Annotated in this window: 18 protein-coding genes and 1 pseudogene; 11 read left to right on the top strand and 8 right to left on the bottom strand. The window is 66.6% G+C overall.

Annotated features, from left to right (window positions below):
- The first annotated feature begins 9 nt into the window (after positions 1-9).
- The 4 genes and pseudogenes from AC0J42_RS12690 to AC0J42_RS12705 all read left to right on the top strand — a co-directional run bounded on the left by AC0J42_RS12690 (position 10) and on the right by AC0J42_RS12705 (position 3,113).
- Positions 10-801, top strand: a complete 792-nt coding sequence (locus AC0J42_RS12690) for a helix-turn-helix domain-containing protein (RefSeq protein WP_473006394.1) — start codon at positions 10-12, stop codon at positions 799-801.
- Between the two features lie 51 nt (positions 802-852).
- Positions 853-1,284 carry a GFA family protein gene (locus AC0J42_RS12695; protein WP_473006395.1) on the top strand — a complete coding sequence of 144 codons (432 nt, stop codon included), beginning with the start codon at positions 853-855 and terminating at the stop codon, positions 1,282-1,284.
- Between the two features lie 125 nt (positions 1,285-1,409).
- Positions 1,410-1,787 (top strand): annotated as a pseudogene (locus tag AC0J42_RS12700) (glyoxalase superfamily protein); the annotation flags it as partial.
- A 114-nt stretch (positions 1,788-1,901) separates the two neighbouring features.
- Positions 1,902-3,113 (top strand): DUF2252 domain-containing protein, encoded by a 1,212-nt coding sequence (locus AC0J42_RS12705; protein ID WP_473006396.1) that lies wholly within the window; start codon positions 1,902-1,904, stop codon positions 3,111-3,113.
- Positions 3,114-3,161: 48 nt separating this feature from the next.
- Here AC0J42_RS12705 and AC0J42_RS12710 read toward each other — a convergent pair whose 3' ends face one another.
- Together AC0J42_RS12710 and AC0J42_RS12715 are read right to left on the bottom strand one after the other, a co-directional pair.
- Entirely contained in the window at positions 3,162-3,638 is a 477-nt protein-coding gene (locus AC0J42_RS12710; protein ID WP_473006397.1) for a hypothetical protein, read from the bottom strand.
- 127 nt (positions 3,639-3,765) lie between these two features.
- Complete coding sequence (locus tag AC0J42_RS12715) at positions 3,766-4,986, bottom strand: MFS transporter (protein WP_473006398.1); 1,221 nt, start codon at positions 4,984-4,986, stop codon at positions 3,766-3,768.
- Positions 4,987-5,093: 107 nt separating this feature from the next.
- On the opposite strand from AC0J42_RS12715, the gene AC0J42_RS12720 reads away from it, so the two are divergent.
- Positions 5,094-6,023, top strand: coding sequence for a LysR family transcriptional regulator (locus AC0J42_RS12720; RefSeq protein ID WP_473006399.1), 930 nt, complete (start codon positions 5,094-5,096; stop codon positions 6,021-6,023).
- A 25-nt stretch (positions 6,024-6,048) separates the two neighbouring features.
- Here the strand turns inward: AC0J42_RS12720 and AC0J42_RS12725 are convergent, their stop codons facing one another.
- Positions 6,049-6,939, bottom strand: coding sequence for a LysR substrate-binding domain-containing protein (locus AC0J42_RS12725; protein WP_473006400.1), 891 nt, complete (start codon positions 6,937-6,939; stop codon positions 6,049-6,051).
- A complete protein-coding gene (locus AC0J42_RS12730) occupies positions 6,936-7,058 on the bottom strand; it encodes a hypothetical protein (RefSeq protein ID WP_473006401.1) in 123 nt (40 codons plus the stop codon). Before AC0J42_RS12730 ends, AC0J42_RS12725 begins: the two co-directional genes overlap by 4 nt.
- A 33-nt stretch (positions 7,059-7,091) precedes the next feature.
- On the opposite strand from AC0J42_RS12730, the gene ydiJ reads away from it, so the two are divergent.
- From ydiJ to AC0J42_RS12745, 3 genes are all read left to right on the top strand, one after another.
- A complete protein-coding gene (gene ydiJ / locus AC0J42_RS12735; protein ID WP_473006402.1) occupies positions 7,092-10,109 on the top strand; it encodes a D-2-hydroxyglutarate dehydrogenase YdiJ in 3,018 nt (1,005 codons plus the stop codon).
- A 137-nt stretch (positions 10,110-10,246) separates the two neighbouring features.
- On the top strand, positions 10,247-10,987 hold the full coding sequence (locus tag AC0J42_RS12740; RefSeq protein ID WP_473006403.1) for a hypothetical protein: 741 nt from the start codon (positions 10,247-10,249) through the stop codon (positions 10,985-10,987).
- 73 nt (positions 10,988-11,060) lie between these two features.
- The gene (locus tag AC0J42_RS12745) at positions 11,061-11,786 is read left to right on the top strand and encodes a hypothetical protein (RefSeq protein WP_473006404.1); all 726 of its coding nucleotides are present in this window, start codon (positions 11,061-11,063) and stop codon (positions 11,784-11,786) included.
- A gap of 82 nt (positions 11,787-11,868) precedes the next feature.
- On the opposite strand, the gene AC0J42_RS12750 is transcribed toward AC0J42_RS12745, so the two are convergent.
- On the bottom strand, positions 11,869-12,234 hold the full coding sequence (locus AC0J42_RS12750) for a hypothetical protein (protein ID WP_473006405.1): 366 nt from the start codon (positions 12,232-12,234) through the stop codon (positions 11,869-11,871).
- Between the two features lie 173 nt (positions 12,235-12,407).
- Between AC0J42_RS12750 and AC0J42_RS12755 the strand changes: the two genes are divergently transcribed.
- Together AC0J42_RS12755 and AC0J42_RS12760 are read left to right on the top strand one after the other, a co-directional pair.
- Complete coding sequence (locus AC0J42_RS12755; RefSeq protein WP_473006406.1) at positions 12,408-13,589, top strand: MFS transporter; 1,182 nt, start codon at positions 12,408-12,410, stop codon at positions 13,587-13,589.
- 64 nt (positions 13,590-13,653) lie between these two features.
- Positions 13,654-14,013 (top strand): YciI family protein, encoded by a 360-nt coding sequence (locus AC0J42_RS12760; RefSeq protein WP_473006407.1) that lies wholly within the window; start codon positions 13,654-13,656, stop codon positions 14,011-14,013.
- A gap of 107 nt (positions 14,014-14,120) precedes the next feature.
- Here the strand turns inward: AC0J42_RS12760 and AC0J42_RS12765 are convergent, their stop codons facing one another.
- From AC0J42_RS12765 to AC0J42_RS12775, 3 genes are all read right to left on the bottom strand, one after another.
- Positions 14,121-14,549 (bottom strand): GNAT family N-acetyltransferase, encoded by a 429-nt coding sequence (locus AC0J42_RS12765; protein ID WP_416423909.1) that lies wholly within the window; start codon positions 14,547-14,549, stop codon positions 14,121-14,123.
- On the bottom strand, positions 14,546-15,349 hold the full coding sequence (locus tag AC0J42_RS12770) for a PhzF family phenazine biosynthesis protein (RefSeq protein WP_416423910.1): 804 nt from the start codon (positions 15,347-15,349) through the stop codon (positions 14,546-14,548). Before AC0J42_RS12770 ends, AC0J42_RS12765 begins: the two co-directional genes overlap by 4 nt.
- Positions 15,350-15,515: 166 nt before the next feature.
- Positions 15,516-16,895, bottom strand: coding sequence for an MFS transporter (locus AC0J42_RS12775; RefSeq protein WP_473006408.1), 1,380 nt, complete (start codon positions 16,893-16,895; stop codon positions 15,516-15,518).
- A gap of 95 nt (positions 16,896-16,990) precedes the next feature.
- On the opposite strand from AC0J42_RS12775, the gene AC0J42_RS12780 reads away from it, so the two are divergent.
- The gene (locus tag AC0J42_RS12780; protein ID WP_473006409.1) at positions 16,991-17,857 is read left to right on the top strand and encodes a LysR family transcriptional regulator; all 867 of its coding nucleotides are present in this window, start codon (positions 16,991-16,993) and stop codon (positions 17,855-17,857) included.
- Positions 17,858-18,173 lie beyond the last annotated feature (316 nt).

Genomic DNA, 18,173 nt, shown 5'->3' on the forward strand with positions numbered 1-18,173 from the left:
GCCTGGTCCATGACCCTGGATGCGCTGACGCTGCTGGGCCAGGGGCACGCCCTGGAACGCCCGCAAACACTGGATGAAATGCTCGCCGGCATGGCGCCCCTGCTGCCCATGCTCGACGTGATTCCCAACGCGGTGGTCTTCATCAAGGACCCCCAGGCGCGCTACCGCCTGGCCAACCGCACCCTGCTGCAGCGCTGTGGTTTCAAGCGCCTGCAGCCGCTGCTGGGCAAGACCAGCGCCCAGGTGTTCCCCGCACAATTGGGCCCCGGCTACACCGAGCAGGACCGCCGCGTGCTGGAGGAAGGCCTGGTGCTCGAGGACCAGCTGGAGCTGCACCTGTACGGCAGCCGCGAGCCGGGCTGGTGCCTGACCCACAAGCAGCCCATCTACAACCGCGACGGTGCAATCATCGGCCTGGCCGGCATCTCCGTGGACCTGCAGACCGCCAGCGCCAGCCACCCGGCGTACCAGCGCCTGGCGGCAGTGGACGAGTACATTCGCGGGCACTTCCAGGGCCCCATCAGCATGGCCGAGCTGACCCGCATTGCCGGGATCTCGGTGGCGCAGTTGGAGCGCTACTGCAAGCGCGTGTTCCACCTCACGCCGCGGCAGATGATCCACAAGGTGCGCCTGGAGCACGCCCATCGGCTGCTGCACAGCGAACTGCCGATCACCGAGGTGGCGATGCAGTGCGGCTACACCGACCACAGTGCGTTCAGCCGCCAGTTCAAGACGCTGACCGGGTTTACCCCGCGGCAGTATCGGCAGGCGACGGTTGCCCGGGGTGGTGGCGGGTTTTGACGCGGCCTGGCGGCCGCTGCTACAAAGGTGGTTTATTTCAAGGGAATGGTCATGACGTCAGGACAATGCCTGTGCGGCACCGTGCGCTTCAGCCTGGAAGCGGCGCCGCGAACCTTCTACCGCTGCCACTGCAGCTTGTGCCGCCGGCAGACGGGCGTGGGGCATAACCTCGCTACCGTGGTGAAGGCCGCCGACTTCCATTGGCACGCCGGCGCAAGCGCCATCAGCACCTGGCAGAAGGCAACCGGCTACCGCAACGACTTCTGCGGCCAGTGCGGCGCCACCGTGCCCAACCCCCTGCGCGGCGAGCCGTATGTGTGGGTACCGCTGGGCCTGCTGGACGGCCCGCTGGACGCCGAGTGCGTGGGCGACTACTGCACCGACGACGCCATGCCCTGGGACCGGCAACGCTGCGCCAGCCACCACGCCGCCGCCCCCGAAACCCTCGACGCCCTGATCCAAGCCCTGGCAATATCCCCGTAGCAGCAACTGTCTTTGTGGGAGCTGGCTTGCCAGCGAGTTTTTAGGGCCTCAACAGCTCGCTGGCAAGCCAGCTCCCACAACAACGGCCGCGTCAGGGGGCATGCCCCCCCCCCACACATCCGTTCCAGGAGGGAACCATGACCGCACCCACGTTCGATAGCCCCATCCCCATCCTGCGCAGCTTCGATGAAGCCAAGGCTCGCGAGTTCTACCTCGATTTCCTCGGCTTCAGCGTCGAGTTCGAGCACCGTTTCGAGCCTGGCCTGCCGCTGTACCTGGGCATTCGCCGCGGCGCGCTGCAACTGCACCTGTCAGAACACCACGGCGATGCCTGCCCGGGGGCGACGGTGTTTATTCCGATGCACAACATAGAACAGCTGCGCGATGAGTTGCTGGCCAGGCGCTACGGCAATGCGCGGCCCGGTATCGTGCAGCAGGACTGGGGGCAGGTGCTGGAAGTGTACGACCCGTTCGGCAACCGTCTGCGGTTCTGCCAGATGTGAGGGTGGTGGGGCGGGACGCGGCCTGGCGGCCGTTGTTATCGGGTATCTGGGAAATATTTTGAAACATTTATGACGGCTGTAAGTCCACTGCATACATCTGCCAAAGACGCCCCCATGAAAACACCCAGACCCTCCGCGCGCCTCGCCCCGCTCACCGAACTTCGCAACCTGAAAATGGCCCGTTCTGCCCACGCCTACGTGCGCGGCAGCACGGTGCAGTTCTACCAGTGGCTGCACAGCCAGCCGGGCAAGCGCCTGCCCAGCGGGCCGGCGGTGTGGATCTGCGGCGATTGCCACGCCGGCAACCTGGGCCCCACGGGCGACCTCAAGGGCAAGATCGACATCCACATCCGCGACCTCGACCAGACCGTGATCGGCAACCCGGCCCACGACCTGGTGCGCCTGGCGCTGTCGTTGGCCACCGCCGCGCGCGGCTCCGACCTGCCCGGCGTGGCCACCGCGAAAATGCTCGAGGAGATGATGCGCGGCTACGAGCTGGCGTTCGAAACCAACGTCGACGAAGACCCGCCACGCCCGGCCCAGGTCAAGGCCGGCATGCGCAGCGCCGTGCAGCGTACCTGGAAGCACCTGGCCCAGGAGCGCATCGAGGACACTCGCCCAACCATCCCCCAAGGCAAGCACTTCTGGCCACTGGCCAAGGACGAGCGCACCGCGTTGAAGAAGCTCTGCGCCAGTGACGACATCCACGCGCTCGTGACCTCGCTCAAAGGCCGCTCCAAAGATGACCGCGTCGAGCTGCTGGACTCCGCCTATTGGGTCAAGGGCTGCAGCTCCCTGGGCCTGCAGCGCTACGCGGCGTTGCTGAGCGTGGGCGATGACGACGACCCCGACTACTGCCTGATCGACATCAAGCAGGCCGTGGGCGCCGCCGCGCCGCGCGCCGCCCGCGCGTCCATGCCACGGGACAACGGCCAGCGCGTGGTGGAGGGCGCCCGCCACCTGTCACCGGGCCTGGGCAACCGCATGCTGGCCACGCGCATGCTCGACAACGGCTTCTTCATCCGCGAACTGCTGCCCCAGGACATGAAACTGGAGCTGGACCAACTCACCCAGGTCGAGGCCATGCGCGTGGCGGCCTACCTGGCGCGGGTGGTGGGCCTGGCCCACGCCCGGCAGATGGACTTGGCCACCCGCGCCGGCTGGATCAAGGACCTGCAACTGAACCGCTCGCGCACCCTGGATGCACCGTCGTGGCTGTGGAAGAGCGTGGTGCAGCTGGTGGCCAGCCATGAAATGGGCTACCTGGAGCATTGCCGGCGGTATGCGCTGGAGGAGGCCAAGCGGGCGAAGTCGAGTAAGGCGTAAAGACAAAAAACCGCCTTGGCGGTTTTTTGTACATGGCCGGTATGGGTTTTAATGCTGTTTGAATGCTTTAAGAACGGCTTTCAATTCCTCGGTAAGAAGTTTGCGGGATGGTTGTTGGACGTCGAAGCTTGATGTGATCGATAAGGCTGTTGGGAAGAATCCAGTAATACTTCCTGACAGGTTTCCCTCCGTGTCCAGTTTGATATCAACTTGCCCTCCGCCGGCCGTTCCGCTAACTGGATTGTTCACGTCATCCAAGCCACGCATGTAGTAGACTCTAGCAGAATTCGGGCCAATCGAAACGGTGCCGTTGAAGGACCCGTCAGGGTGTACTGGAAATACCAGGACTAGGTTTTCCCTTGTGAAAACAGGGCCGGCAATACGCGCTTGCCCCTGTAGAACAGCAAACAGGCCCGCCTCGTCGGGGATCCTGTCGATATGCAAATCAATTTGATTTGCCTCGCGGAATTCGGTGTCCAGGTTCCAGTTATAAGTGCCGGTGGCAGGCGATTTAGTGGTTGACATTTGGTTTCTCCTTTACTGGGTTTTCGCTTTTAATTGCGAATAGTCAGCAGCGTGGGCGAACCAGCAGGCACTGTCACCTGTAAGAACTGACAGTAGATAAAACTTTCAAAACCGGCAACTTCGTTAATTAACAGACGACCCTGCTTTCGCCATCACAGGGACGAACTGGCGTCCGGCGCCCAATCATCAGCAGTGCCACCAGCAGGGCCAAGGCGGCGATGGCCGTGGCGATCAAGCCCAAGGCTTCCAACCCCAGGTGCCGAATCCCCAGCCCGCCCAGAATAGCCCCCAGGCCAATGCCCGCGTTGGCCGCCGAAATGTTCAGCGAAGCCGCCAGTGCCTGGGCGCGGGCGCCAGCCTGCATCACCCGCACCTGGCACACCGGGAACAGCGCGGTGTAGCCGATGCCCCAGGCGACCAGCGCGACGATCAGCCAGGCGTGGTGCCCGGCGGCCGGGACCACGGCGAGCATGCCGGCGCCCATGACCAGCAGGAACAGCACCATGGCCCCCAGCGGCTTGCGGTCCACCAGCTGGCCGCCCCAATGGTTGCCCAGCATGCCCACGGCGCCGAAGCCCATCAGCCACCAGCCGACCTGGCTGGCAGGTACGCTGGCCACGCGTTCAAGGATATCGGCCAGGTAGGTGTAGGCGGTGAACATGGCCGTGAAGGCCAGCACCGACAGCAGCACGTGGGCCAGGAAGCGCGGCTGGCGCAGGATGGCGGTCTGCTTCTCGCCATGGGCGGGCTTGGGTGAGGTGGGCAGGGTGGGCATGGCTAGGTGCATCAGCGCGGCGATCACCAGCGACACCGCCGCCAGCGCCCAGAACGTGCCGCGCCAGCCCAGGGTGTCGGCGGCCACGGTGCCCAGCGGCACGCCAAACACCAGGGCCGCGGAGATGCCCAGGTACACTTTGGACACCGCCTTGCCGGCGTTGCCCGGCCCTGCCAGTTGCCCGGCGGTTTCGCTGGCGGTGCCCCAGAACACCGGCAGGGCCAGGGCGGGGATGAAGCGCGCCAGGGCCATGATCCAGATATTGCTGGCCAGCGCGGCCAGCACGTTGGAGGCGGCGAACACCAGCAAAATCACGGTGAACAGGCGCTTGCGCTCCACCTGCGCCAGGCGCGCGGTGAGCAGCGGGCCGAACAGCATCACGGTGAAGGCGAACAGCGTCACCAGCTGGCCGGCCACGGCGATGGACACGTCAAGGTCGCGGGCCAGCGCCGGCAACAGGCCGACGATGAGGAACTCGGTGGTGACGATGATGAACGCCGCCACGGTCATGATCAGGATTTGCAGGGCTGAATGGGCGGACGGCGTGGCGTGGGCCACGGTTGAGGACGGCATGACACTTAACTCCAGAAAGGTTTTGCCGTAGCCTATTAGAGAATTGATGGCCTATTTGCGCCGTTTTTTACCAACTGTCTTGAACCCAGTTCAACAATGGAGCGGCGATGTTTTCCTCGGAACGGCTCAAGGGCATCGACGTGTTCGTCAGCGTGGCAGACCTGGGCAGCTTCACGGCGGCCGCCGAGCGCCTGCACCTGAGCATTTCGGCGGTGAGCAAGAGCATCGCCCGCCTCGAGGCACGGCTGGGCGCGCGGCTGTTCAACCGCACCACCCGGCGCATGGCGCTGACCGAGGCCGGGCAGACCTTCTACCGCACCTGCACGGCGGTGCTCTGCGACCTGGAGCAGGTGGAGCTGGCGCTGGGCGCCGAGCAGGGCGAGCCCCATGGCCACCTGCGCATCGACCTGCCGGCGTCCTATGGGCGCCTGCATGTGCTGCCGCTGATCCTCGATTTCGTCAAGCAGCACCCGCGGTTGCTGCCCCATGTGTCATTCTCCGACCGCTTCGTCGACCCGGTGCAGGATGGCATCGACATCGTCGTGCGCATCGGTGGCGCCGACGCTTGGCCCGCGGCGCTGGCGCACCGCTACATCGGCGCCCAGCGCATGATCTTCTGCGCCGCGCCCGCGTACCTGGCGCGCCAGGGCGTGCCGCAGTCGGCCGACGACCTGGACCACCACCATTGCGTGGGCTATGGCCAGAACGATGGGCTGGTGGGGCCGTGGTATTTCAAGGGGCGCCAGCCGGGGGAGATGGAGCGGCGCATCATGCACCCGCACATTGCCGTGGGCGATGGCGAAGGCGAGGTGATGGCAGCGCTGGCGGGGCTGGGCATCGCCCAGTTGCCGACCTGGCTGGTGGCGACGCACGTGGCGAGCGGGGCGCTGGTGGAGGTGTTGCCGGAACTGGCCACCGATGGCCAGCCGATGAACCTGGTGTGGTTGCGCAGCCGCGAGAGCCTGCCCAAGGTGAGTGTGTTGGTGGATTACCTGGGTGAGCGGTTGACGTCGGTGGGGGGCACGCGGCGGCTGTGACGCGGCCTGGCGGCCGCTGCTACGGTTACGGGGACGGGTTGCCGAGCAACCACTCGCGAAACGCCACCAACGCGGGCAACGCGCGGTTGCGCGGCGGGTACACCAGGTAATAGCTGCGCGCGCTGGCGTAGGGCAGGGCAGGGCTGAGCAGCTCGCCGCTGGCCAGTTCCTCGGTGATCAGCACCCGTGGCACCAGGCCGATGCCGATGTCGGCGCGGACCGCCTGCACCAGGTGCGAGGTCAGCTCGAAGCTGGCCCCCAGGCGCATGCCCTGGTGCGCCAGGCCATGGTAGGCGAACCACTCGCCCCAGGCGCTGGGGTTGTTGACCACGCTGAGCAGCACCTGCTGGCCGAGGGCCGCCGGGCTCCATTCGGCGCGGGTGGCCGCCAGGGTTGGCGACAGCACCACCATCAATTCCTCGGCGTACAGGCGGTGGCAGACCAGCCCGGGCTGGTCGCCGGTGGCGACGACGATGGCGGCGTCGATGCCGCTGGTCTCGAAGTCCACGGTCTCGATGCGCGAGTTGATGTGCACCATGATGTCCGGGTGCTGGCGGTAAAAGTCATGCAGGCGCGGCAGCAGCCATTTCGAGCCGAAGGTGGGCAGGGTGGCCAGGCGCAGGCTGCCGCTGCCGGTCTGGTGCGCCATGGCGTGCAGGGTGGCGCTGCGCACCCGGCCCAGGGCTTCGCTGATCTCGCGCTGGTACAGCCGGCCCACCTCGGTGAGCCGCACCGCACGGCCCTCGCGGCGGAACAGCGTCACCCCCAGTTGCTGCTCCAGGGCCTGCACCTGGCGGGTCACCGCGCTCTGGGTCAGGGACAGTTCCTCGGCGGCGCGGGTGTAGCTTTCATGGCGCGCCGCCGCCTCGAAGGCCAGCAGCACCGACATGGACGGGGTGAGGTTGCGGTAATTCATTCGTAAAAGTCATCAATGCAGGTGCGAATATCGGTTTGTGCCGAACGCCGGGCTCCGGGATCATTGGCATCATCCACTACCTGGCCGCTGATAACCAGCACGCCCAGGCCAGTATCCATGATTATCCTGACATAAAGACGAGGCCATCCCCGATGATCGCCCAACTGACCGGCACCGCACCGGCCACCCTGTACCCCGAGTTCCTCGATGCCCTGCGCAGCGCCGGCTTCAAGGGCCAGCTGAGCACCGACTACGCCACCCGCACGGTGCTGGCCACCGACAACTCCATCTACCAGCGCCTGCCCCAGGCGGCGGTGTTCCCGGCCGATGCCGAGGACGTGGCCCGCGTCGCCACGCTGATGGCCCAGCCGCGCTTCCAGGGCGTCAAGCTCACCCCCCGTGGTGGCGGCACCGGCACCAACGGCCAGTCGCTGACCGATGGCATCGTCGTCGACCTGTCGCGGCACATGAACAACATCCTCGAGATCAACGTCGAGGAGCGCTGGGTGCGCGTGCAGGCGGGGGTGGTCAAGGACCAGCTCAACGCCGCGCTGAAACCCCACGGGCTGTTCTTCGCCCCGGAGCTGTCCACCTCCAACCGCGCCACCGTGGGCGGCATGATCAACACCGACGCCAGCGGCCAGGGCAGCTGCACCTACGGCAAGACCCGCGACCACGTGCTGGAACTGCACAGCGTGCTGCTGGGCGGCCAGCGCCTGCACACCTACCCGCTGACCGACGATGAACTGGAGCAGGCCTGCGCCGTGCCCGGCCGTGCCGGCGAGGTGTACCGCGCCGCCCGCACCATCCAGGAAACCCAGGGCGAGCTGATCGAGCGCACCTTCCCGCCGCTCAACCGCTGCCTGACCGGCTACGACCTGGCGCACCTGCGCGACGAGCAGGGGCGCTTCAACCTCAGCAGCGTGCTGTGCGGCGCCGAGGGCTCGCTGGGCTACCTGGTGGAGGCCAAGCTCAACGTGCTGCCGATCCCCACCTACCAGGTGGTGGTCAACGTGCGCTACGCCAGTTTCATGGACGCCCTGCGCGACGCCAATGCGCTGCTCGAGCACACGCCGATCTCCATCGAGACGGTGGACTCCAAGGTGCTGTTGCTGGCCATGAAGGACATCATCTGGCACGCCGTGGCCGAGTACTTCCCGGCCGACCCGGCCCGCCCGACCCTGGGCATCAACCTGGTGGAATTCGCCGGCGACGACCCGGCCGAGGTCAACGCCCGCGTGGCGGCCTTCGTCGAGCACCTGCAGGCGGACAAGAGCATCGAGCGCCTGGGCCACACCCTGGCCGAAGGCGCGGCGGCGGTGAACCGCGTGTACACCATGCGCAAGCGCTCGGTGGGCCTGCTGGGCAACGTCGACGGCGAGGCACGGCCGCAGCCGTTCGTGGAAGACACCGCGGTGCCGCCGGAAAAACTGGCCGACTACATCGCCGACTTCCGCGCGTTGCTGGACAGCCATGGCCTGGCCTATGGCATGTTCGGCCACGTCGACGCCGGCGTGCTGCACGTGCGGCCCATCCTCGACATGAAGGACCCGGCCCAGGCCGCGCTGGTCAAGCCGATCTCCGACGCGGTGGCGGCGCTGACCCAGAGCTACGGTGGCCTGCTGTGGGGCGAGCACGGCAAGGGCCTGCGCTCGGAATACGTGCCGGCCTACTTCGGCGAGCTGTACCCGTCGCTGCAACAGCTCAAGGGCGCGTTCGACCCGCACAACCAGCTCAACCCCGGCAAGATCTGCACCCCGCCGGACAGCGCCGAAGGCCTGATCAAGGTCGACGAAGCGCCGCTGCGTGGCGACTACGACCGCCAGATCGACGAGCGTGTGTGGCAGGACTACGGCACGGCGATGCACTGCAACGGCAACGGCGCCTGCTACAACTTCGACCCCGACGACGCCATGTGCCCGTCGTGGAAAGCCACCCGCGAACGCCAGCATTCGCCCAAGGGCCGTGCCTCGCTGATTCGCGAATGGCTGCGCCTGCAGGGCGCGGCGGACATCGACGTGCTGGCGGCGGCGCGCCACCAGGTGTCGTGGCTCAAGGGCCTGCCGGCGCGGCTGCGCAACAACCTGGCGCGCCGTCGTGGCCAGGCCGATTTCTCCCACGAGGTGTACGACGCCATGGCCGGCTGCCTGGCGTGCAAGTCCTGCGCGGGGCAGTGCCCGGTGAAGGTCAACGTGCCCGAGTTCCGCTCGCGCTTCCTCGAGCTGTACCACGGCCGCTACCAGCGCCCGCTGCGTGACTACCTGATCGGTTCGCTGGAGTTCACCCTGCCGTACCTGGCCCACGCACCCGGGCTGTACAACGCGGTGATGGGCTCGGCGCTGATCGGCCGGCTGCTCAAGGGCCAGGCCGGCATGGTCGACAGCCCGCTGATCAGCCGCTACAACCTGCAGGCCACCCTGAGCCGTTGCAAGGTGCGCGTGGCCACGTTACCGGCCCTGGCCGAGCTGACCCCGGCCCAGCGCGAGCGCAGCGTGGTGCTGGTGCAGGACGCCTTCACCCGCTACTTCGAGACGCCGCTGCTGGCCGCGTTCATCGAGCTGGCGCACCGCCTGGGCTACCGGGTGTTCCTGGCGCCCTACAGCGCCAACGGCAAGCCGCTGCACGTGCAGGGCTTCCTCGGTGCGTTCGCCAAGGCCGCCATCCGCAACGCCCGCCAGCTCAAGGCCGTGGCCGACTGCGGCGTGCGCCTGGTGGGCCTGGACCCGGCCATGACCCTGGTGTACCGCCAGGAATACCTCAAGGTGCCGGGCCTGGGCGAGTGCCCGAGCGTGGCCTTGCCCCAGGAATGGCTGATGGACGTGCTGCCCGAGCAGGCCGCCAGCGCCAGCGGCAATTACCGCCTGATGGCCCACTGCACCGAGAAGACCAACGTGCCGGCCAGCACCCGCCAGTGGGAGCAGGTGTTCGCGCGCCTGGGCCTGAAGCTGGCCACCGAGGCCACCGGCTGCTGCGGCATGTCCGGCACCTACGGCCACGAGGCGCGCAACCAGGACACCTCGCGGACCATCTTCGAGCAGTCCTGGGCCGGCAAGCTGGACAAGCAGGGCGAAGCCCTGGCCACCGGCTACTCGTGCCGCAGCCAGGTCAAGCGCATGGCCGACCGCGAACTGCGCCACCCGCTGGAAGTGGTCCTGCAAACCCTGCTGTAACCCCCCCCCGTAGCAGCTGCCAAAGGCTGCGTCCCAGGCCACCAAGGTGCCCAGGACGCCGCCTATCGGCCGCGGCTACAGTTTTTTGTAAGGTTGTCGATACAAGGAGGTAACTCACTGGTACACGGAGGCGCAGGATGCGCATCAACCTATATACCCAGCAGTCGGTTTCCACCCTGGCAGCGTCTCCCGCTGCGCAATCCACCACGGTGCTGAGCACCGCGCGCAGCGCCGGGCAGACCGCCCAGCAGGCCACCGTCAACCTGAGCATCGACGCGATCACGCGTAGCCAGGCAGCCAATCTCTACAACCGCTATTTCCCGGTGCGCGAAGGTTTCAGTGCCGATGCCCTGGGGCTGGCCACCGCGCTGCCCCAGGCGACCTCAAGCTCAACGGGCCTGTCCGGTGACGCGATAGGCGTGGATGCGCGCAAGCGTATGGACGCCGTGTACGCGGCGATGGAAGCGTCGGGCAACCCCTATTCAATCGACAGCTATGAAGGCCAGGACACCAACACCCTGTTCGGCAGCCTGGACCGCCGCTCGCTGTCGGCCGTGGCGAACAACCAGGGCGGCTTGTTCTCGTCCCAGGAGCAAATGCTGGCCAAGTCGGTGATGGACCAACAGCAATCGCTGGCTTCCGGACTGTACTCGGGGCCGATTCGCCTGGAGTCGACGTTCAAGTCAGTCACCGACAGCAACGTCTCCCAGGTGCTGGCCGCCAGCTTCCTCGACAACGCCAGCGACGAAGAAAAAGCCACGTCCAATTGGCAGGCCGCGCGCGCACGTGTTCTGCCCGCAGCGCCCACCCACACCCAGGACACCGTCGCCGACGCACTGGCCAAGGTGCTCGTGGCAACGGGCCTGGGTTCGCGGTGAAAGGTTCAAGTCTGCAGATCTCAGTAAAAACAACCTCACAAGAGCGTCGTTCACAGGCACATGGAGGCGCAGGATGCGCATCAATCTGTATACCCAGCAGTCGATCACCCAGCTTGCCGCCAGCAAGGCCGCACAATCCACCACGGTGATCAGCACCGTGCTGCAGCCTGGCCGGCAGCCGAAAGATGCCACGGTCACCCTCAGCATCGACGCGGTTACCCAAAGCCAGGCCGCCAGCCTATACGGTGCCTTCTTCACTGGCCGTGAAGGCTTCAACACCGACGCCCTGGCCCTGGGCGCAGTATTGCCCCAGGCCACTTCCAGCTCTACCGGGCTGTCCGACGACCAGGTCAGCCAGGACGCTCGCCAGCGAATGGATGCGGTGTATGCGGCGATGGCCACCACCAGCAACCCGTTCTCCAATACCGACCAGGACTACAACAGCCTGTTCGGCAGCCTGGACCGCCGTTCATTGCTGGCGGTGGCCCAGAACGAGGGGGGCTTGTTCTCGGATCAAGAGCAGGCTTGGGCCGACGGCTTGATGGGCCGACAACAGGCCCTGGCCACCGGCCAGGTCACGGGGCCCCAGGCCGATGCCCTGGGTTTGAAGCGTGTGGACGATTACAACCAGATACTGACGCTGACGGCGTCGTTCCTCGACAACGTCAGCGACGCGGAAAAGGCCACCTCGGAATGGAAACTGGCCCGCGCCAGGTCCGCCGGCGTATCGCCCACCACCACCAAGGACAGCACCGACGACGCCTTGGCGAAGCTGATGATCTCCATGGGCCTGCGCTAACCCCGCACCCCGTAGCAGCTGCCGCCAGGCGGCGTCGCCGGACGCCGCCTGGCGGCAGCTGCTACGGGGTGCGGGCCTGGAGTCAGGCGCCCACCGCCAGCCGCGCCCGTTCTTCCGACAGCGGCTGCAGCAGCGGCGCCGAGCCTTCGGTGTGCAGGTAGAGGAACCAGCGATCGGGTGGGCTGTGCAGGATCATGTGCACCTGGAACGGCCGCCAATGCATTATGTTGGTCCCGCGGGTGCCCAGGCTGGTGCTGTCCTTGAGCACCAGCACGGCGTCCACCCCGTGACGTGCCAGGGCCTGCTGGAACAGCGGCTCGTTGCGCTGGTGCAGCCGGGCGATCTCGACCCGGGTCACATGGCGCGCGGCAAAAAACAGCGCCACGCCTGCCCCGGCCAGCATCAGCGGGATCACGGCGTGTGCCTTGAGCCAGAGTAGCGAGTCCATCGTCGGGGTGCCTTCCTTGTTGTGCGCGTCGGTTGGATCATACCGCGAGCGTGAATGGCTCGACACCGTTGTGACAGGTGCGCCGATGCTGACCCTGACTCCGCTATTTGCATGACAAACCGTGCGCACGGCCGTGTTACAACAGCGCGACTACTCCGCACGGAATGCCCTTGATGCCTGCACCTGCCCAACGCCCCGGCCCGCGCTTTGGCCTGTTCTGCCTCGCCAGTTTCCTGCTGTCCATCGCCTATGGCAGCACGTTCCTGCTGTCGTTGCTGGTGGCCAGCCACGGCGGCAGCGAGCGCGATGCCGGCCAAGTGTTTGCCGTGGCCATGGTCAGCACCCTGCTGGCGGTGCTGGTGTCCGGGCATGTGATGCAGCGCCTGGGCGCCGGGCGCTCGGTGGCGTTGGGCGCCGGCTGCCTGGTGCTGGCCTCGCTGGGCTTTGCCCTGGTGCCGGGGCTGGGCCTGGCGCTGCTGGGTTGCGGGCTGCTGCTGGGGGTTGGCTGGGGGCTGTTCTACACCCTAGGGCCGATCATGGTCGCGGCCATGGTCGAGCCGGCCCGGCGCACCCACTGCTTCGCGCTGCTGTCGGGCAGCATGCTCACCGGCATCGGCAGCGGCCCCCTGGCCGGCAAGCTGGCCAGCCTGTATGGCTTGCCGGTGCAGAGTGCGTTCCTGCTGGCCGCCGCGTGCGCGGTGGTGGGCGGGGCGTATTTCTGGCGGCTTGGCAGCGGCGCGCAGGGCTCGGGCGAGCCGGTGCAGATCAGCCTGGCGAGCGCCGCCCAGGTGCTGCGCTCGCGCGCCGCGCTGGCGATTCTGATGGTGGGCCTGGGCGGGGCGATCTTTGGCGGCATGGGCAGTTTCCAGACCAGCTACGCCGCCAGCCTGGGCCTGGATTATTCACTGTTCTTCATCGGCTTCATGGGTGCGGCCATCGGCTGCCGCTTGCTGATTGCCGGCTGGGTGGTGAAGCGCAACCCGCTGGCGGCATCCGCCGTGCTCACCACGCTGATGCTGGTGGCGGTGTTCGGTTTCTCCAGCTGGGTGCACGGCAGCCTCAGCTACCTGCTCACCGCCGCGCTGCTGGGGGTCGGCTATGGCCTGAACTACTCGGTGATCAACGGCCTGGCCGCCAACCAGGCGCCACCCCGGCTCACGCCCCAGGCGCTGCTGTTGTTCAGCCTGGCGTATTTCATCGGCGTGTTCGGCTTTCCCTTCGTGATGGGCAAGGTCATCAGCGCGGCGGGGGTGCATGGGATGCTGGTGAGTGTCGGCAGCATCGCGGTGCTGGTCTGGGTGTTGGCCGTGGCGCGGGTGATCGGCGGGCGCATTACCACTGCAGCGGCAGCGTGAGAGTCGCACCTATGGGTTTGCGCTACGCTGATAACTGTCCAACCTTTGAAAAAGGAGGCAGGTTATGCGCGTCATGGTATTGGTCAAGGCTACTGAAGAGAGCGAAACAGGCACGCTGCCCAGCACCGAGCTGATGGAGGCGATGGGCAAATTCAACGACGAACTGGTGAAGGCGGGGTTGCTGCAGGCTGCCGATGGCCTGAAGCCGTCGTCCCAGGGTAAGCGCGTGGCGTTCGATGGCTCCAAGCGCACCGTCAGCGATGGCCCGTTTGCCCACACCCGCGAGCTGGTCGCGGGGTTCTGGATCTGGGACGTCAAGGATATGGACGAGGCGGTGGCGTGGGTGAAACGCTGCCCCAACCCCATGCCCGGGCCGAGCGAAATCGAAATCCGGCCGTTCTATGAGATGTCGGATTTCGAATGACGCCTGTGGGAGCGGGTTCTACCCGCGAAGAAGAACAACGCGTATAGCCAGACGTTCCGCTGCGTCCTTTTCGTGGGCAGAGCCCACTCCCACAAAACCGGCAGCTGCTACGGGTGCAGGCGTTTCTGGAAGAAGTGGCGGGTGTGGGTGGGCGGGTAGTCGTCGATGTGGCCGAACTCGGTGTAGCCGTGACGCTGGTAGAACGCCGGGGCCTGGAAGCTGAAGGTATCCAGCCAGATGCCCACGCAGTCCTTGGCCCGCGCGTGCGCCTCGGCCATTTCCATCAGGCGTGAGCCGGTGCCCTGGCCACGGGTCTGTTCGGGCACCACCAGCAGCTCGATGAACATCCAACGGTAGAACAGCTTGCCGTACAGGCCGCCGATGATCGCGTCGGTCTGCTCGTCGCGCACCAGCAGCGCGAAGGTCTCCGGCACCGTGCTGCCGGCGTTGGCGATGTTGAATGCGCGCAGCGGCTGGAGGATGGCGTTGCGCTCGGCTTCGCCGGGGTTGGTGTCCAGTTCGATGCGCACGTTCATTGGCCGGCCCTCACGGTGATCATCCCTTGCAGGTATTGCACGGCATGACCGGCCACGAACACGCGGCCGTCCGCCACGCGGCAGTCCAGCTCGCCCTGGCGTTGCAAGCCTTGCAGCGCTTGCAGGTGCGACTTGCCCAGGCGCTTGGCCCAGAACGGTGCCAGCCCCGCGTGGATGGAACCGGTGACCGAGTCTTCCTCGCCGCCGTTGGCCGGCCAGAAATAGCGCGAGTGGAAGTCGTGGGCAACGCCCGGCGCGGTGACCACCACATCGCGTGGGGCCAGGGTTTTCAGCAGGTCGGAACGCGTGACCACGGCCTCCACCTGCGCCGCGTTGTCGTACACCGCAAAGTATGCCTGGCGGCTGATCCAGTATTCACTGGGGGCAATCGACAGCCCTTCGACCAGGGCCGCAGGCACCTCGGAAAGCGGCGTGGGCGCAAGTTCGGGGAAGCTCAGTTCGAGCTTGCCATCCGGCAGGCGGCGCACCGGAATATCGCCGACGGCCTTGGCCCAGAAGGTCAGGGTTTCCGGGGCGCCAAGCTGGTTGAACAGCACGAAGGCGCTGGCCAGGGTGGCGTGGCCGCAGAAGTCGATTTCGGTGAACGGCGAGAACCAGCGAATCTCATAATGGCCACGCGCGTTACGCACGAAAAATGCGGTTTCCGCCAGGGCGTTTTCAATGGCGATGGCTTGCATGACCTCGTCGGGCAGCCAGGCGTCCAGGGGCACCACGGCGGCAGGGTTGCCGGCGAAGAGGCGGGAGGTAAAGGCGTCGATCTGGTAGAGGGGGAGTTGCATGGGCTAAGTCCTTGCCGATTCGTGCACGCACGTTAACAACCCCACGCACCGCCCAGAAGTGACAGATCGCGATTATTTCCACGATACAGTGCCCGTAGCAGCTGCCGCCAGGCTGCGTCCTCCAGGCACCACCGCAGCGGGGCCGGACGCGGCCGGGCGGCCGCTGCTACGGGGTGGTGTGGGGCAATGGCTGGAGGGTGGGGCGCAGGCCGGTGGACGCCAGTGCGGCTGCGGCGAGCAGTGCTACCACGCAGATCACCAGCGCGTCATGCATGCCTTGCATGAACGCCTGCGGCGCAGCACCGCGCACCAGAAAGCCGAACAGCGCCACGCCGGTGATACCCCCCACCTGCCGCGCTGCGTTCAGCAACCCGGACGCTACCCCGGCCTGGTGCCGGGCCGCAGCCGCCAGCGCTGCGCCGGTGATGGTGGGGATGGTCAGGGCAATGCCGCCCCCTGCCAGCAGCATCGGCACTACCAGCCAGGCGAAGCCGTGGGCGGCCAAGGCTGGCAGCATCAGCAGGTAACCGAGCGCCGAAATCAGCAGGCCCCCGGTCGCCAGGCGCCGCCGGCTGGTTCGTTGCAGCAACCGGCCCGCGAGGATGTTCACTGCCATGAGAATCGCCATCATCGGCAGGAACGCCAGGCCCGTCTGCTCGGGCGTGAGGCGCTCAATGGTCTGGAAATACAGGCTCAACGCGAAGACCATGCCGTAGAACACCAGGTTGACCAGCACGCCGATGGCGTTGGCGCTGGCCAGCAGTGGGTCGCGCAGCAGCGCCAAGGGCAGCATTGGCCGCGCCGCCCGAGCCTCCAGCCACACGAACAACACCCCACTCATTACACAGGCCAGCGCGGCGACGATGATCACCGGGCTGGCCCAGCCCAAGTCGCTGGCTTGGGTCAGGGCAAACGTGAAACTGGCCAGGGTCAGCACGCCTGCCAGCTGCCCGGGCACGTCCAGGCTGCGTTGCGGCTGTGAAGGGGAGCGGGGCGCGTGGCGGGCGGTCAGCCACAGGCCAAGCAGGCCGATCGGCACGTTGATGAAAAACAGGCTGCGCCAGCCCAATGTGGCAATCAACACGCCGCCTATCACCGGGCCGGCTGCCAGGGCGATGCCACCGCCTGCACCCCACCAGCCCACCGCACGGTTGCGCGCGGCTTCTTCCGGGAAGGCGTGTTGCAACAACGACAACGAAGTGGGCACCAACAGCGCGGCGCCCACCCCCTGGGCCAGGCGCCAGGTGATCAATGCGCCCAGGCCCTGTGCCAGGCCGCAGCCCATGGACGCCAGCGCAAACAGCGCGTAGCCCAGCATGAACACCCGCTTGGCGCCAAAGCGGTCGGCGAGGGTGCCGGCCATCAACAGCAACGCGGCGAACACCATGGCGTAGGCGTTCACTACCCACTGCAGGTCGGTGACGCTGGCCGACAAGTCCTGACGCAAGGCCTGCAGCGCCACGTTGACCACGCTGACGTCCATCAGCACGATGAAAAAACCCAAGCAGGTGGCGAATTGGACCTTCCTGGCAGTGGAACTGAACATAGGGTTGACCTCCAGATTGAGGTCTCCACGCTAACGTGCCTGCTTCTGTGCGAAAATTCCATATATGCGCACCGCTACCTGGAGAAAACGCACCGATGTTCAATTGGGAGAGTCTGCGAGTATTTCTTGCCATTGGCCACGCCGGCAGCCTGGCCGGTGCGGCGCGGGCCTTGAAGGTTGACCATGCCACGGTCAGCCGGCGCCTTGGCGCGCTGGAGGCCGAGTTGCAGGTGCGGCTGGTCGACCGCCTGCCCCGTGCCTGCCAGCTCACCCCCGTGGGCTTGCAGGTGTTTGCGCTGGCCAGCGAGATGGAGGCCAGTGCGTTTGCCGTGCAGCGCGTGGTGCGCGCCGAACAGTCGCCGGCATCCGGCCGGGTAGTGCTCAGCGCGCCGCCGGTGCTGGCCAGCAACTTCCTCGCCGCTACCCTGCGCCGCTTCCAACAGCAGTATCCGCAGGTGCAGCTGTCCATCGTCAGCCAGGTCCACAGCGTGTCCCTGGGCCGCCGCGAAGCCGACATTGCCGTGCGCCTGTACCGGCCCACCGAGCCGGACAGCGTCACGCGCAAAGTCGGCAGCATGCCGTTCGGCCTGTATGCCAGCGTCAACTACGAACACCTGCATGCACCTGCGCAATGGCAGTTCATCACCTACGGGCCGGAGCTTGCCGACATGCTTCACCAGCAATGGATGATGGCCGTGGCCCAGGGGCGGCCGGTTGCCTGCGAAGTCACCGACCTCACCACCCAGCACGCTGCCGCCCGCAGCGGCGTGGGCGTGGCCGGGCTGCCACGGTTCATGGGGGATGCCGACCCGTTGTTGCAACGCCTGCCGTTCGAGGGCGAAGGGTTCGCCCGGGAGATCTGGCTGGTGCTGCATGCAGACCTGCGGCATTCGCCGTTGCTGCGCGCGGTGATGGCGTTCCTGGTGGACGTGATAAGCGAGACGTTCGACACCGCCCCGTAGCAGCTGCCGCAGGCCGCGTCCGGGTGCGCCGCGGTGTGCCGGGAACAGTGCGGTGCCTTGGACGCGGCCTACGGCCGCTGCTACGGGAGCGGTGTGCGCGATTGGCCAGGCTGCGCTGGGCCCGGCGTGCACGGAAGATATTCAGCGTGGAGAAGGGCCAGCGCAGCCTGCGGCAGCGGCTACACCAAATCCGCGTAGGAGCAACCGTCTTGAAACCGCGTTGCCTGCATCGCGATCAGCGGGTTGCGCGCGTCCCCGTAGCAGCAACTGTCTTGTGGGAGCTGGCTTGCCAGCGAGCTTTTAAGGCCCCAACAGC

This window comes from Pseudomonas sp. Tav-5-1A (assembly GCF_055755055.1).